Genomic DNA, 14,800 nt, shown 5'->3' with positions numbered 1-14,800 from the left:
TAAAAGAAATCAATAAGGAGGCTGGCTGTGAAGAATCTTCGTTATCTCAATATATTTACCATATTAATTATATACACACTACTTATGTTTTACATCGGCTGGAACGGCTGGGTTTGGCTTCATGCGGTATTTGGCTGGGAATCTTGGGGATATTATGCTTTCATAGTCGCATTTATTTCATATGCGTACATTCTCGTGCAAGTGTTTAAGTTTTTGCCATTTCTGCGAACGATAGGTTCGATTTGGTTTGCGGTCATACAATATGCGCTTATGTTGTTGCCATTAGCTGATATTATGGTCTTTCTTTTACAGTTTTCAGTAGAGAAAGAAGCGGCAATTATTTGGACAGGGGCGGCTGTGATAGTTGCATTTATCTTTATCTTTGCGTATGGAGTATTTAATGCGTATAGTCCGGTAGTAAGAAAGTACGAGGTGCACATACCGAAAAAGGTAGAGGGGCGTAAAAGTTTACGCATTGCGATGGCTTCTGATATGCATTTCGGTAAACTGTCTGGCGTTTCGCATTTAAAAAGACTTGTTCGTCATGTAAATGAGATGGAACCTGATATTATTTTACTGCCAGGTGATATTATCGATGATCATCCAGGTGTGTTCATTCAAAAGAATATGGGACCAATCATGAAACAAATGAAAGCTCCATTAGGCGTATATGGCGTTTTAGGAAACCATGAATATTACGGCAGAGCAGTTCCAGAGTTTTTACAAGAGATGGATAAGATTGATATTCGTATTCTTTTAGATGAAGTGATTACAATTGAAGATGACTTTTATCTCATTGGAAGAAGAGATAAAACAGAGCGAGATCGCCAAAGCTTTGAACAATTAATGAGTACGGTAGATAAATCGATGCCTGTTATCGCAATGGATCACCAGCCATTTGAATTGAAACAAGCAGCAGCGGCAGGTGTAGATTTATTATTATCCGGTCATACGCACCGCGGACAAATGGCGCCCAATCATATTGTAACGAGAAGAATGTACGAGCTAGACTGGGGATACGCACAAAAAGGTGCGTTCCACGCAATTGTTTCTTCTGGATTTGGATTTTGGGGACCCCCGCTTAGACTTGGTAGTAGGTCGGAGATTGTGCAGGTAGAAGTTACGTTTGAATAGGGGTTATAAAATAGAGAGTTGATGGCTCTCTATTTTTTTTAATAAAAACAAATAAAAATAAATATTTATGTTGGTGCTAATTTCATAAAAGAGATACGATTATAAGACTCGATTAAAATAAAGGGGGATTGTAAGTGATCATATCAGATGTACTATACGGAGAATTTGAAGTGGATCAAGTAGTAGAAGAATTAATTTCAAGTAAGTCTATGCAAAGACTAAAGGGAATTCATCAAAATGGCGCAAGTTACTTAGTGAACGAGAAATGGAATGTAACGCGCTTTGATCATTCAGTTGGTGTTATGTTATTAGTTAAAAAACTAGGTGGTTCAGTAGAAGAACAGATCGCTAGTTTACTGCATGACGTATCGCATACTGCCTTTTCCCACGTGATTGATTACGTTTTTGATAATGAAGATGAAAGTTATCATGAAGAGATATTTAGTTCTGTTGTGAAAAACTCAGAAATTCCAGCGATCCTTGCGAAGCATGGTTATAACTATGAAGATATTTTATTAGATGATTCGAAGTGGACATTACTGGAAAGGTCAGCGCCCGAATTATGTGCAGATCGAGTGGATTATACGTTACGAGATATGTATACATACGGATATATTTCTTTAGAAGAGGTTCATAGATTTTTAGAGGATATTATCGCAGTAGAGGGGAAAATGGTCCTTCAAAGTATCGAAATGGCAGAGTGGTTTACAGAAACGTATTACAAAGAAGTAATCGATTTCTTTATGAAACCAATGAATATTTACGGAAATGATATGTTAGTGAAAACGTTAAAGTTAGCTCTTCATAAAAAGGTTATTCATGCAGATGATTTCCTTCTTGAAGATGCTGAGCTTATTTCGAAATTGCAGCAATGTAATGATTCAGAAGTCCATGCTTTATTAAGAAAAGTTCATCCCAATGTAAAAGTAAAAGAAGATAGAGACGATTACGATTTGTATCAGAAAAATAAAGTCCGTCTTATTGATCCTCCGTTACTTCGTGAAGGTGAAGTTATTCCAGCATCTGTTGTGTCAGAAAACATAAGACAGATGAGTGATATTGCTTATGAAAAAGCGGTGAGAGGGATGTATGTGAAAGTGATTTCGAATTAAAAAAGAAGTAGCGCATCGTTTTTAGAGCGCTACTTCTTTTTTATTAATGATCAAACCAATTCCAAATCTCAATATCTCCAAGAGTCGCATAACGTACGTGCGGGGAGTTTTGTAATTTTAATAACTCTTTCGACGGGCCAGTAATGACAATGCCGTATACTTTTACGCCATTCTCTTTTACATATTCATAACGTTTATCTAAGTTTAGTTCTTTCTCAGAAAGCGCTGCTATTTTGCTTACCGTTTTTTTATGGATAGAAAGGACGCGCATCATTTCGGTTACTTTGTCTTCTTGCGTTTTCTGCCCGTCAGTTTCATTATCGAGGAATCTTACATGTTCTGGAAACCCTATAGCTTCTCCACCATGTAGGATATAGTCATCTACATTTTTTCTTTCTTGTCCTGTATCTAAAGCGTACCATAAAGGAGTTGGAGGGAGTTCTTGTGCCTCGAATGTGCTATATAAAAGCGGTTCTAATTCTTTTAAAGTGTAAGCTTTATCAAAAGAAATTGCTACTTCTGCAACGGTTCCATCATGTACTTTTGCAAGTGTATCCCATACTTTTTTTGATGAATCCTTTAAATAATCACCCTGCTCTGTTTTTGGATGAACAAAGAAGAGTTTTGGTTGATAGAACGGATTCATCCAAGTTCGCTTCGTAACATCTACAGATGATAAAAAGCTTTTTGTTTCTATTGTACCGAGGGGCATTTCTTTTTTACCGACGGTTCGTACTAAATCAAATTGGCTATTCGTACGGAAAAAAGCTTCTACACTTGTTCCGCCTCCCATAACACGGCTATTTGGGATCGTTGCTTCAAGTGCAAGCGAAGGAACCTCTCTAATTTCTTCTAGCCTTTTATCATTATTAGCTTGAAAATAAAAGGCTGATAATAACCCGCCGATTATATAGATAACGATGCAAATTGATAATATAAAACCAAACGTTTGTAAACGATGTTTCCACTTAATTCTCCAAAAAGGAATTTTAAGATTTTTTGGAGGTAACTTTTTCTTAATTGGTTCTGTTTTTGTTAACAGCTCATCTAAGTAAGCTTCACACTCTTCACATGACTCAATATGACTTTCTAACAGTTCTTGTTCATCATGCGTGAGCGTTCCATTTTCATACTTCTTCCATAGTTTTTTAAATTCTGTACAACCCATCCGTATCACTCCTTTATGCTTTTCGTGTCTTTCCGTCCCCTGTGTAATTCAATTTTCACTTTCGCTAATGAGAGACCAGTCATTTCTGCTATTTCCTTATAGGAGAATCCATAGTAATCTCGTAGTAGTAGGACATTTCGTCTTTCGAGCGGAAGAGCGTATAAACTGTCTAACCAACTAGCAATCTCATGTTTTACGAAATATTCATGTTCTGTACTTGGCACGTTTGGTAAATGGAATTCTTCCACTGTAGTTGTTTTATACTTTTTTTCTTTTCGATACCAATCGATAAAGGCATTGTAGGCAATTGTAAATAACCACGGCCTAATTTCTTCTCCTTTATAATAGTCAATATGGACGAGCATTCGGTAAAATGTTTCTTGCATGAGATCTTCCGCATAGTGGGAATCTCCGGTTAGGGAGAGAAGATAGCGAAATAAATCTTGCATATGCTCTGAGTAAATTTCTTCTAATGATTGTTTACGTTTCACTACATTTCCCTCCCTTCATACATAACAACGAAATACATATAAAAAAGTTACAATTTTTTATGGAATTATAGTAAAAAACGTCAAGAATTGGATTGCGTTCTCTTTTATCATAATACATATAGGGCGGGTGAACAGAGATGGAAAGCTATGAAACACAAATTCAAAGGTCAATTGATTATATTGAGGAAGATGTAATGGAAAAACAAACGCTGCGTAATTTAGCGCGGGTTGCAGGTTTTTCTGAGTCTCATTTTCATCGTGTATTTCAGGCGTTAGTAGGTGATACGGTAATGGAGTATGTTCGAAAGAGGAGGTTAGCCCGGGCAGCTTATCAACTTTCTCATACGGATGAAAAAGTTATTGATATCGCGTTTGAACATGGCTTTCAATCTCACGAAACGTTCACGAGAGCCTTTAAAAAATTATTTCAAATGACACCGAGTGAATATCGAAAACAAGAAATCGAAACACCGATGTATTACAGAGTAAATGTAAAGCAAAGAAAATTAAATCCGTATTTAGGAGGCATACAAATGGAATATCGTATTGTAAATAAACCAGAATTTTTAGTGGCGGGTTATGAACTGAAGACGACAAGTAAAGAAGGGAAAAACCATCAAGACATTCCAGCATTTTGGCAAGAATATTTACAAAAAGATCTTGGAACGACGATTCCGAATCGTAAAGATACGAGCCAATGGGTAGAGCTTGGATTATGTACTGATTTTAATTTAGAAACAGGAGACTTCACTTATATTATCGGAATGGAAGTTACAGACTTTGAAAATGTACCAAATGAAATTGCAAAGCGTACTTTCCCGGCAGCAACATATGCAGTATTTACAACGCCGAAAGTTCCTCATGAAGAAATGGTATCGTCTATCCACCAAACTTGGAATGCAGTATTCTCAGAATGGTTTCCGCATTCAGGATATGAACATTGCGGTGTTACGGAGTTTGAACTGTACGATGAGCGTTGCCACGAAGATAAGAGTGAGTTTGCACAAGTAGAGCTTTGGATACCGGTGAAGAAAAAATAATAGGGTAAGAGCGAATCATTGGGAGATGGTTCGCTTTTTCATAAAAGGGGAAATAGGAAAATGTTCAAAAAACTAGAATGTGTATCTATACATACAAAAGATATAGAAAAATCAGTTTCTTTCTATAAAGAAATGGGAATGAAGCAAAACTGGATGATAGAAAGAGAACTAGAAGAAGGGGGTATTTGGACGTTAATAGGATTGAAGTTTCCAGATGAGAAAAGTTCAGAGTTAGTAATAAGCAATCATCCGGATATTAATTTTACGGAAGTCGAAGTATTAGTAGAAGATGTACAACAAACGTATGAAAGTTTAAAAGATAATAAAGATGTAAAGTGGATTCGCGAACCATTTCCAACAGAATCAGGACATGTTGCAGTAATGGAAGCACCTGATGAGAATGTGTTTGTGTTAGTAGGGAAATAGCTGAAATATGGAGTGACCTTTCATAGTGAGTTATGAAGGGTTATTTTTAATTTGTATAGTAGTAGAGGAAGTAGGTTAGTATTGTCGGTTTTTGTCGGTAAGTCGATATATCTAGAAAATCGCTGATATAATTCGAGTTGCGCCGATATAATTTCATATACCGATAAAACACCTCAAAAAAACGATCCACATAATTTCAATTACTGTAAAATCATCCCAGAAAAGAAAAAAGACGCCACATAGCGTCTTTCCTACGAACGAAACGGAAATACAAGAATAATCGTCGTTCCTTTTCCGAGTGCACTATCAACGGAAATTGTTCCGTTATGAGCATGAACGAGCTGTTTTGTAATGGCTAGGCCAAGTCCAGTTCCGATGTTGCTTTCTTCTGTGTTTGTTCCGCGGTAATATCGTTCAAATAGAAGTTCTTTCGTTTTTTCATCCATTCCTTTTCCATCATCTGAAATGGAGAGTGTAAAGGAATTAGCGTTTTGTGATAGTTTTACGATGACAGTAGTTGTTTCATTATTATGTTTTACAGCATTTACGAGTAAGTTTTCGATAATACGCTGGAACCATTTTTCTTCAATGAAATATTGAATTTTATTTGAGCTCGGTACGAATTCAATATTTTGATTTTGGAGTGTTGGATTGTTAATAAATTGCAATAACACTTTTTGAACGAACTGATTGATTTCAACGTTTACGTGTTGGGCAGGAAGGCTGTTATTTTTTAATTGATACGTTAAGCTTAAATCATCAATTAATGTTGTCATATATTGAGATTTCTCTTTCATAACACTACCAAATTGCTGAATATCACGATCAGTCCAGTTATATTGATTCGATTCGAGTAATAATGCGTAGCCATATATAGAGCTAAGTGGTGTTTTTAAGTCGTGTGTTAGACCGGTAATCCATTCTTCTCGTGTTTGCTGAAGGACTTGCCTCATCGCATCATTTTTTTTGAGTGTAATAGAAAGGTGTTCTAGTGAACTTGTTACATCTCTAAACAAACGGAATGACCATTTTTCTTTACCAGATCGCCGGAACCTGACGGGTTTTCCTTTTTTACTAATAGGTTCTTCATACTTTCCACCAGCGATATTTTTAAGCCAGCGCATCGCATGTAATAACGGTTTCCCGAATTTATTACCGTACCAAATAGAAAGAATGACTAAATAAACAAATACGATAAGAAGGATTAATCCGCATCCGATGAGAAACTTCTTAGTAAATACATCTTCAATTTCGTCACCTGGATAGTAGTGCTCATTTTTTGCAGTTACAACGAGAAGGTTGCCACTATTTGCATCGTAAAAGCTAGACGTATTTTCTTTATGATTCCACGGTTCTTTTTCATTAAGGGCGATTTGTATTGCTGAAAATGTTTTTTTCTTTCCAGCTGGATAGGCAAAAACCTCTTCGCCATTTTGATTAAATATTTGAAGTGCTGCTTTTTCTTTAGACAGTAACTGTTTTTCTTGATCTGTTAATGTGAACGAATCCATCGTTAAAGAGGAGTGATCCTTTTGAATTGCTGTCAGTAACGCATTGCTTTTTAACATACCACCATAAATAACAAGTACTTTCTTTTCTTCTAATTCAATTTCCCAATATGTAAATTTATAATTACTTTCGATATGATGTTGTATATATGCGACTAAAGATGTCTTCGTATAAGCATTCGGAACATCATTTGGTGTATTAAAGTGGTAGAGGATTTTTCCGTTTTCATCTACAACTTGGAGCCAATCATTTTTCTCCTTTATTAAATCTTGCACTTCAGATTGTAACGAAATATGCCCATCTTCTGAAGAGATGTATCTTGAAATTGTAAAACTATCAGAATCTGGAATATTAGGTTCGTATAAAGTACTAGTAAGAAGAAAAATTAAATAAGTAAAAGCAGCAACTACAGCGATAAGTAATGTAACTAAAACAAAAACGTGTTGCATGATAAATTGAATAATAAGTCGTTTATTAAAATTCATATCGTCACCCTACTTTGTAACGAACTTATAACCAAGCCCGCGAACGGTTTTTATATATTCTGGTTTACTTGGATCATGTTCAATTTTTTCACGTAGTTTTCGAATGTGGACCATAACAGTGTTGTCATCGCCATTATAGGCAGGTGCTCCCCAAACTTTTTCGTATATTTCCTCTTTCGAAAATACGTAGTTCGGATTCTCGCAAAAGAAGAGTAGTAGTTGAAAGAGTTGAGCGGAGCATTCGACAATGTGCCCATCTACTGTTAGTTCTGCAGAGTGCTGATCAATTTCAAATCTTCCAAATGAAATCGAGTGTGATTTTTGTTCGTGTGGTACGGTTTGTTTCATATGTCTCCGAAGCTGTGCTTTCATGCGTGCTACTACTTCTAATGGATTAAATGGTTTCGTAATATAATCATCTGCACCGTATGAAAATCCGGATATTTTATCTAAATCAGATGCTTTTGCTGATAGGAAGAAAATTGGACAATCTGTTTGTTGGCGAATGATTGGACAAATATCAAAACCAGATTGTCCAGGAAGCATTACATCTAAAATAATTAAATCGTAATTGTTTTGCTTAGTTAGAGATAAAGCCATTTCAGCTGATGTTGCAGTTGTAATATGAGAAAAGCCTTCTTTTTCAAGAATGGTAGTTAGTAATTGTAAAATTGCTGTTTCATCATCAACGAGTAAAATATTTGCTTGGTACATAAACATCCCTCCTAATTTTCTCGAATATCATATCATCATTTTGTAACTTATGGAATTTTTAAGGAAATTTTAAGGTTTTCTTTCGCAAAAAATTAAGAATCAAATGATATGATAAAAGTAACATAGGGGAGGAGATGAGTGTGAACCCGTTTCAAGTGATGCGAGCTAGATATTTTTTAATTGTATTTGCACTATTAATTTTAATAGCGAGAAGTAGTGGCGATTTGCTAACAAGTATATTTCATATACAAAATTCTTCTTTTATAAATATCCTTATATTCTATATCCTTCCGATGGTATGGATTTCTTATGAGTATAGAAAGCACCACATTTCATTTTCATTATTTGTTAATAAAAATGAAACATTTAACTTGGTACAAGTTTTATACATTACGGTTATGTTATGCATGTTTAGTTACGGGTATCTTATTTTGTATATGTATAGTTTTGCATGGATTACACCGGACTTTATTATGAACGCCCTGCATGAACCAATTGTAGATAGTACTGGGGGATATGTATCTCAAGTCATTAGGGTCGTATTCATCGCACCAATTATCGGGGAATTTGTTTTTCGCGGATTTTTACTTCAACGTTTTGCAACAAAATGGGGAACGAGCATAGCGACCATCGTTGTAGCAATATTGTTTGCGTTGTTACATGTTGATTTCCTCGGTGCAGCCATATTCAGCATCGTATTGTCAATCGTATATATTCGTACGAAAAGTTTACTCATGCCAATTGCAATACATATGTTAAACAATGCATTTGTAATAGGTGCGTCTTTTCTAATAAGTAGAGAAAAAATTATGAGTTTTGCCGATTTCTCAAGTTATACGACATTCTTTCCTGGACTTATTATTTTTATAACAGGATTAAACTTAGTACTTATCTTTTTATTTGTTAATCGCAAATATTGGAGTAAAGAAGTGCCAGTTATATATGCAGAGCAGAAAAAGAGCTTTTCAGATGTAGTCGGGAGTAAATAAGATGAAGAAGACGGTTGAAAAAATATTAAAAGACATTATAGATTCTACGTCTATTACAGATATGTGTGATAAAAGCGTTTGTCATTGGCTTCAACCTGTAGTAGATACGATTGTGTTTCCAGAGTATTACGTATTTTCTAGTACTCATTTAAAAGAAAATATTATTTCTCTTCTTATTGTGTTCGGGGTTTTACTAATATTTGGTCTAATTGTAGAAGAAATGATGAAGCGCATCTTCAAAAAGAATGAAGAGAAGTATATGTGGATTCATAAAGTATTCGAGAAAGTAATGGTGGCTTTCCTTTTGTTTTATGGTATGAAAACAATCATTTACTTTATAGCTTTGAAACATCATTAATTCGAAATTTGAAAGGGATGTATAAAATTATATGAATGAAACGATATCATCAAATAAGTTTTTTTATTTGATTTTACTTAGTCTAGTGTTAATAACGACAGTGAATGTTATTTTGCGCTGGGAGGAAGCTTACTTTTTCATGTATTTAGCGCTCCATTTGTTGGGGATTTTATGTATAAGTGGTGGAGTCGTTACTGAAAAAAAGAATGAAGAAAGCGTTAACTATATGTGTGTGATCGGTCTTGTTTTACTTTTAGCTGTACAGGGGATTATGAAATATAGTTCTTTCTCTTTACAAGATTTTAGTTTATTAATAGATGTACTTCCTTAAAGAGGCTCTTTATGTTATCTAAAAAGCAAGTAGGGTACGTGTTGGTTTGCAAGTGCGATCCTTATTCCGGATTGTGAACCGAAGAAAGTGTTTAAAGATAGGCAAAACTCTTCTTATGTAGAAGAGTTTTTTTATGTAAATAAAAGGATTTCGAGCAATTCACATAATAAGCTTGTTCTAATTTAGCGTGTATGAACTTACAATAATAATAGACAGGCAGCATAGAGGAGGGAATAGCGTGAGGAAGGTTATCGGTTGGTCGCTTTTTTTGTACGTTGGATTTGCGTTACTTATATATTGGTATTTATTTGGATGGAATCATGAACTTATTCCGGACATGTATAAGGGAACGAGTGCAGATCCAGAAACGTTTATGAGTGCTAGAGAGCTTACGCTAAGCCAAGATTATTCGCGCGTGAAAAATTTACTATACTTTTTAGCGACGCCTCTTGAATGGATTATTTTATTATTTGTACTTGTGCTAGGTATTTCAAGAAAGTTTGAGAAATGGTCGAAGGAAACGACTAAAATAAGTGTTTTGCAAGTTGCGATTTATTTCTTTTATTTATCATTACTGACAACAGTGCTTGCCTTACCGATGCAATGGATTGGCCGGAAAGTGTCCGTTGATTACGGCATTTCAACGCAAAGTACACAAAGCTGGATAAAAGATCATGTTATCGGTTTTTGGGAAAGTTATGCGACTATGTTAATCGTAGTTACCGTTCTATTATGGCTTATCCGTAAATTTCCGAAGAGATGGTGGCTCGCAGGATGGGCACTCTCTGTTCCATTTACAATCTTTTTAACATTCATACAGCCTGTCGTTATTGATCCGCTTTATAACGACTTCTCGACGCTGAAAAATAAAGAATTAGAAACGAAAATTTTAGCGATAGCAGACAAAGCGGACATTCCTGCTAAACACGTATATGAAGTAAATATGTCAGAAAAAACGAATGCATTAAATGCTTACGTAACAGGAATTGGCCCTAACGCCCGTATTGTAATGTGGGATACAACGCTTAAGCAGTTAAAAGATAAAGAGATTTTATTTATCATGGCCCATGAAATGGGGCATTATGTTATGAAGCATATATATTTTGGCGTTGCAAGTTATGTATTGCTATCGTTTATAGGTATGTTTTTAATTAGTCGTATTATAAATATGTGTATTCGCAAATGGGGAGATACATTGCAAATTTCAAAAGTGGCATGTTTCTCCATTTTACCTTTATTTTTCTTAATTTCTTCTATACTCTCATTTGCAGTACAACCAGCAACAAACTATGTTTCACGTATAGAAGAAAGAGCGGCAGATCAATATGCTTTAAATATGACGAAGGACGGAAAATCTGGTGTGAAAACTTTTCAATATTTATCAAAAACAAGTTTAAGCCAAGTGAATCCGCCTGCGTTAGTGAAATTTTTCTTATACACGCACCCACCAATTTTTGGAAGAATTCATACGTTTGAACAATATGAGAAACAAAGAAAAAAGGAGTAGCTATTATGCTACTTTTTTTTATAGAGATATAAGTTTCATATTGGGAATATTTATCATTGCTTTTTATTGCGATTTTGTAAATAATAAGCTATAAAATTCTAAAAATCTATATATAAAGGAATAAAGGTGAAAAAATGTATTTTTTACAAAATTTAAAAGTGAAATATAAATTATTAGCGCTTATTTCATTAGCAGTTTTAGGTATGGTAATTATAAGCAGTGTAGCAATTCATTCTATTAATAAGATTAAGCACGATACAGAGGTTGTAGTAGATGATTATCAATATTCTGCAATTTTATTAGAAGGAATGCTTCGCACACAAAATTCACTAGAATATAACTTATTAGAGTTAATTACGGCATCACAAAATGAAGTGGCAAATAAAGAGGGAATAATTAATAATATTGAAAAGGATCTTAAAAAATATGATTCTTTATTAAAAGAATATGATGATGGTTTTAATTTAAGTAAGCAAGAGGATGAACTGTTTCAGAAGATGAAGAAATCTTTACCAAGTTATAAAGATACATATAAGAAATTATTTGAAAAGGCGAAGGCAACAAACGAGCCGCAAATGGTAAATGAATTTCAGAAGGAATTAAAACCGAAGGGAATAGAGTTAGCTGGTTATGCAGTGGATCTAGAATCGTATGTTTCAAATTTAGCTGACCAAGTATTTAAAGATTCGCAAAAAATGATTGATCGTTCCGTTATTACCTTTATCATTCTTGTAGTAGTTACTACAATCGTTATATGTATAGTAAGTTATATTATTAGCAAGCTTATAGTTGCTCCTTTACAAACGGTTAGTCGTATGATGGAAAGAGCGAAAGAAGGAGATTTAACTGTACATGGTGATTATACTGCTAAGGATGAATTAGGTGTATTAGTAAGTAATTTTAATGAGATGATTGCAGGGCTAAGAACAAATATGCAAGAAGTAGAGAATAATATTCAGCTTCTATTTCAACATGCAGACGGAGTAGTATCTGCATCAGAAGTATCTAGTAGTGCAGCGAAGAAAATCACTATGGATATTGAAGAAGTCGCAAATGGTGCAGAGAGTCAAATGCAAGCAATGGAACAAACTGCGGGTGCGATGGAAGAGTTGACACAAGGAATGCAGAGTATAGTCAATACATCATCCTCTGTAAATGAATTATCTGCTCAATCAGCATTAGATGCAGAGAGTGGTAACAAATTAATGAAACAAATGATTCAACAGATGGATACAATCCAAAATTCGGTACATAGCGGTGTGAAACAAGTAGAGACTATGAAAGAACAATCAGAAGAAATTGTTAAAATCATTGATGTTATGCAAGGTATTACCTCCCAGATTAACTTATTAGCATTAAACGCCGCAATTGAGGCTGCACGTGCTGGTGAAAGTGGTAGAGGATTTGCAATTGTGGCAGATGAAGTGCGGAAATTAGCAGAACAATCTAGTGATTCTGCAAAACAAATTGAGAATCTTATTACTCAAGTTATGGGAACAACGAACCATACAGTACATATGATGGGGAAAGTAGATAATGAGGTACAGGCAGGTACACAAGTAGTAATGCATACAGAAAAAGTATTTGGAACAATTACAGAAAAAGTACAGCAAGTATCTGAGCAAATTCAAACGGTATCTATGTCAACAGATGAAATTGCAGCGAGTAGTGAGGAAATCTCGGCTTCTGCAGAAGACATGGCTCAAATTTCCCAAAGATCATCTGACCGAACTGATAGGGTAAAAGAGTCTATTCAACAGCAAGAAAAATCTGTTCAAGAGATTTCGGTTTCAATTGAACATATGCATAACGCAGCAGGAAAACTAAAACAAATAGTTGCCCAATTTACTCTTCAAAAGTAGTAGCATATTTGAGTGTTAATAAAGATAAAAAAATCATCCTCTTTTAAGAAAAAAGGATGATTTTTTTATCCCGCTATTTGCTGGACAGTAAGACCCCCACCTCAAAATTCAGCGGAAAATGCTACCCCTGAAATATAAACCATGAATATAGTAGCCTATCTCCTTTAGGTGCCAATAAAGGGAAGTTGTAAAGTGAAAAGGAGTTTATAAAGAGATTGTAGAATGTTTTAGTATATAACACCTTAGATGTGACAACTTCCTTTTTGAAAAAGAAAGAAGGGAGTATAAAGCAGAAAGGTAGTGGAAATATTTCTTCTAGAAGATTTACATTTTATCTTACATTCACCAAAAAATAGTACTCCTGAAACAATGAAGTTCATTTTATTTGAATGAAATAGGGAGAGAGGACAATGAAGAAAAAAATATTGGGTGTAATGATGATTGCGACAATGGCAGGAGGTATATTTGCAGGGACGAATGTGACGCCTGTAAAAGCGGAAGAGTATCCACAAATGATTGTGTTTGAAGATGTTCCATACGGATTTTGGGCATATGATGCTATTATGGATTTAGCATATCATAAAATTATATTAGGGTATGGAAACGGGAAGTATGGTGTTGGCGATCTTATAACACGTGAACAAGTAGCTGGGACTATTTACAGAACACTTGAGATAAAAGAAGAAGGGCCAGTAGCGAATCCATATAAAGATGTTTCTGATAGTACAACAACTTTTAAAAAGGAAATTTTGGCGTTAACAAAACGTGGTGTTTTTTCAGGGGATGGCCAAGGGAATTTTAGGCCGAAAGCACCAATCTCTAGAGCGGAAATGGCTGTCATTTTAAAACGAGCATTTCATTTTGAAACGAAACAAAAACATACATTTAAAGATATTCCAAAAGGCCACTGGGCAGAAGATGCAATTAGTGCGTTACAATCTAATAATGTTGTGAGAGGAACTGGGAATGACATGTATGAATTAAATCGCCCTGTACCTAGAGAACAATATGCTCAGTTTATTAATAATGCGATTATTAATTATCATTTGAAAGAGGATTGGAAGTAGAGTGAAATATGAAAGCACAAATAGAAATATTTGTGCTTTTTTGTTTGTTTAAAAAGAATTATTATTCGAATTTATGTATTTTTATGGTTATACACAAGCTTTATAATCAACCCGATGAAAAAGACATGATGTGTAATATGATTCACAAAACCGTCACGAAATGTGTCGAAAAATATATTGTCACTATACCATTTATTCTGTATATTTTTAAAAAAACATATACATATTGGGGAGATAATTTGATGAGCAAAAAATTATTAAAAACAGCTACAGCATTAACAATTATGGGTGGGGTGTTATTCTCAGCAGAGAGTAATAGTGTAAAAGCGGAAAGTGCACCGTTGCAAAAAACAAATACAATTGTATTTAAAGATGTACCACAAGGGCATTGGGCATATGAGGCAATTCATGAATTAGCGGAACAAGAAATTATTTTAGGATATGGCGATGGAATATTCGGTTTTGGGGATAATGTAACACGTGAGCAAGTTGCAGCTTTAATTTACCGTGTGTTTGATATGGAAGAACAAGATGAATATGAAAACCCATATGGAGATATTGATGAAAATTCAACAAGCTTTATCGAGGAGATATTGGCTTTAACGGA

At 34.7% G+C, this 14,800-nt stretch carries 15 protein-coding genes and 1 pseudogene; 12 read left to right on the top strand and 4 right to left on the bottom strand.

The window, feature by feature from the left end:
- Window positions 1–27: 27 nt before the first annotated feature.
- Entirely contained in the window at window positions 28–1,134 is a 1,107-nt protein-coding gene (locus tag MR107_RS19235) for a metallophosphoesterase (RefSeq protein WP_000793729.1), read from the top strand.
- Between the two features lie 134 nt (window positions 1,135–1,268).
- Window positions 1,269–2,246, top strand: coding sequence for an HD domain-containing protein (locus MR107_RS19230; RefSeq protein ID WP_000587075.1), 978 nt, complete (start codon window positions 1,269–1,271; stop codon window positions 2,244–2,246).
- Window positions 2,247–2,289: 43 nt separating this feature from the next.
- On the opposite strand, the gene MR107_RS19225 is transcribed toward MR107_RS19230, so the two are convergent.
- Together MR107_RS19225 and MR107_RS19220 are read right to left on the bottom strand one after the other, a co-directional pair.
- Window positions 2,290–3,414, bottom strand: a complete 1,125-nt coding sequence (locus MR107_RS19225) for an anti-sigma factor (protein WP_197201965.1) — start codon at window positions 3,412–3,414, stop codon at window positions 2,290–2,292.
- A gap of 5 nt (window positions 3,415–3,419) precedes the next feature.
- A complete protein-coding gene (locus MR107_RS19220) occupies window positions 3,420–3,905 on the bottom strand; it encodes an RNA polymerase sigma factor (RefSeq protein ID WP_000824008.1) in 486 nt (161 codons plus the stop codon).
- A gap of 137 nt (window positions 3,906–4,042) precedes the next feature.
- On the opposite strand from MR107_RS19220, the gene MR107_RS19215 reads away from it, so the two are divergent.
- Together MR107_RS19215 and MR107_RS19210 are read left to right on the top strand one after the other, a co-directional pair.
- A complete protein-coding gene (locus tag MR107_RS19215) occupies window positions 4,043–4,945 on the top strand; it encodes an AraC family transcriptional regulator (protein ID WP_000446855.1) in 903 nt (300 codons plus the stop codon).
- Window positions 4,946–5,005: 60 nt separating this feature from the next.
- Window positions 5,006–5,371, top strand: coding sequence for a VOC family protein (locus MR107_RS19210; protein ID WP_000473638.1), 366 nt, complete (start codon window positions 5,006–5,008; stop codon window positions 5,369–5,371).
- 251 nt (window positions 5,372–5,622) lie between these two features.
- On the opposite strand, the gene MR107_RS19205 is transcribed toward MR107_RS19210, so the two are convergent.
- Both MR107_RS19205 and MR107_RS19200 read right to left on the bottom strand, forming a co-directional pair.
- Window positions 5,623–7,365 carry a sensor histidine kinase gene (locus MR107_RS19205; RefSeq protein ID WP_001010450.1) on the bottom strand — a complete coding sequence of 581 codons (1,743 nt, stop codon included), beginning with the start codon at window positions 7,363–7,365 and terminating at the stop codon, window positions 5,623–5,625.
- Window positions 7,366–7,374: 9 nt separating this feature from the next.
- Entirely contained in the window at window positions 7,375–8,079 is a 705-nt protein-coding gene (locus tag MR107_RS19200; protein WP_000283871.1) for a response regulator transcription factor, read from the bottom strand.
- A gap of 140 nt (window positions 8,080–8,219) precedes the next feature.
- Between MR107_RS19200 and MR107_RS19195 the strand changes: the two genes are divergently transcribed.
- The 8 genes and pseudogenes from MR107_RS19195 to MR107_RS19165 all read left to right on the top strand — a co-directional run.
- Complete coding sequence (locus MR107_RS19195) at window positions 8,220–9,068, top strand: CPBP family intramembrane glutamic endopeptidase (RefSeq protein ID WP_001067988.1); 849 nt, start codon at window positions 8,220–8,222, stop codon at window positions 9,066–9,068.
- Between the two features lies 1 nt (window position 9,069).
- On the top strand, window positions 9,070–9,426 hold the full coding sequence (locus tag MR107_RS19190; protein ID WP_000754338.1) for a hypothetical protein: 357 nt from the start codon (window positions 9,070–9,072) through the stop codon (window positions 9,424–9,426).
- Window positions 9,427–9,457: 31 nt separating this feature from the next.
- Window positions 9,458–9,757, top strand: a complete 300-nt coding sequence (locus MR107_RS19185; RefSeq protein WP_001006050.1) for a DUF2101 family protein — start codon at window positions 9,458–9,460, stop codon at window positions 9,755–9,757.
- 238 nt (window positions 9,758–9,995) lie between these two features.
- On the top strand, window positions 9,996–11,264 hold the full coding sequence (locus MR107_RS19180) for a M48 family metallopeptidase (RefSeq protein ID WP_242292610.1): 1,269 nt from the start codon (window positions 9,996–9,998) through the stop codon (window positions 11,262–11,264).
- A gap of 134 nt (window positions 11,265–11,398) precedes the next feature.
- A pseudogene (locus MR107_RS32035) lies at window positions 11,399–12,178 on the top strand (MCP four helix bundle domain-containing protein); the annotation flags it as partial.
- Entirely contained in the window at window positions 12,173–13,126 is a 954-nt protein-coding gene (locus tag MR107_RS32030) for a methyl-accepting chemotaxis protein (protein WP_409194079.1), read from the top strand. The pseudogene MR107_RS32035 and the gene MR107_RS32030, both read left to right, overlap by 6 nt.
- 410 nt (window positions 13,127–13,536) lie before the next feature.
- Window positions 13,537–14,193: an S-layer homology domain-containing protein gene (locus MR107_RS19170; protein ID WP_000727102.1), complete on the top strand. Its 657-nt coding sequence runs from the start codon at window positions 13,537–13,539 to the stop codon at window positions 14,191–14,193.
- A 242-nt stretch (window positions 14,194–14,435) separates the two neighbouring features.
- The coding region (locus MR107_RS19165; RefSeq protein ID WP_242292609.1) for an S-layer homology domain-containing protein at window positions 14,436–14,800 on the top strand (365 nt) is incomplete at its 3' end.

This window comes from Bacillus cereus group sp. BfR-BA-01441 (assembly GCF_022663075.1).
Lineage (GTDB): Bacteria > Bacillota > Bacilli > Bacillales > Bacillaceae_G > Bacillus_A > Bacillus_A cereus.
The sequence above is the reverse complement of the archived record's forward strand: the minus strand, read 5'-3'. Positions and strand labels throughout refer to the sequence as shown.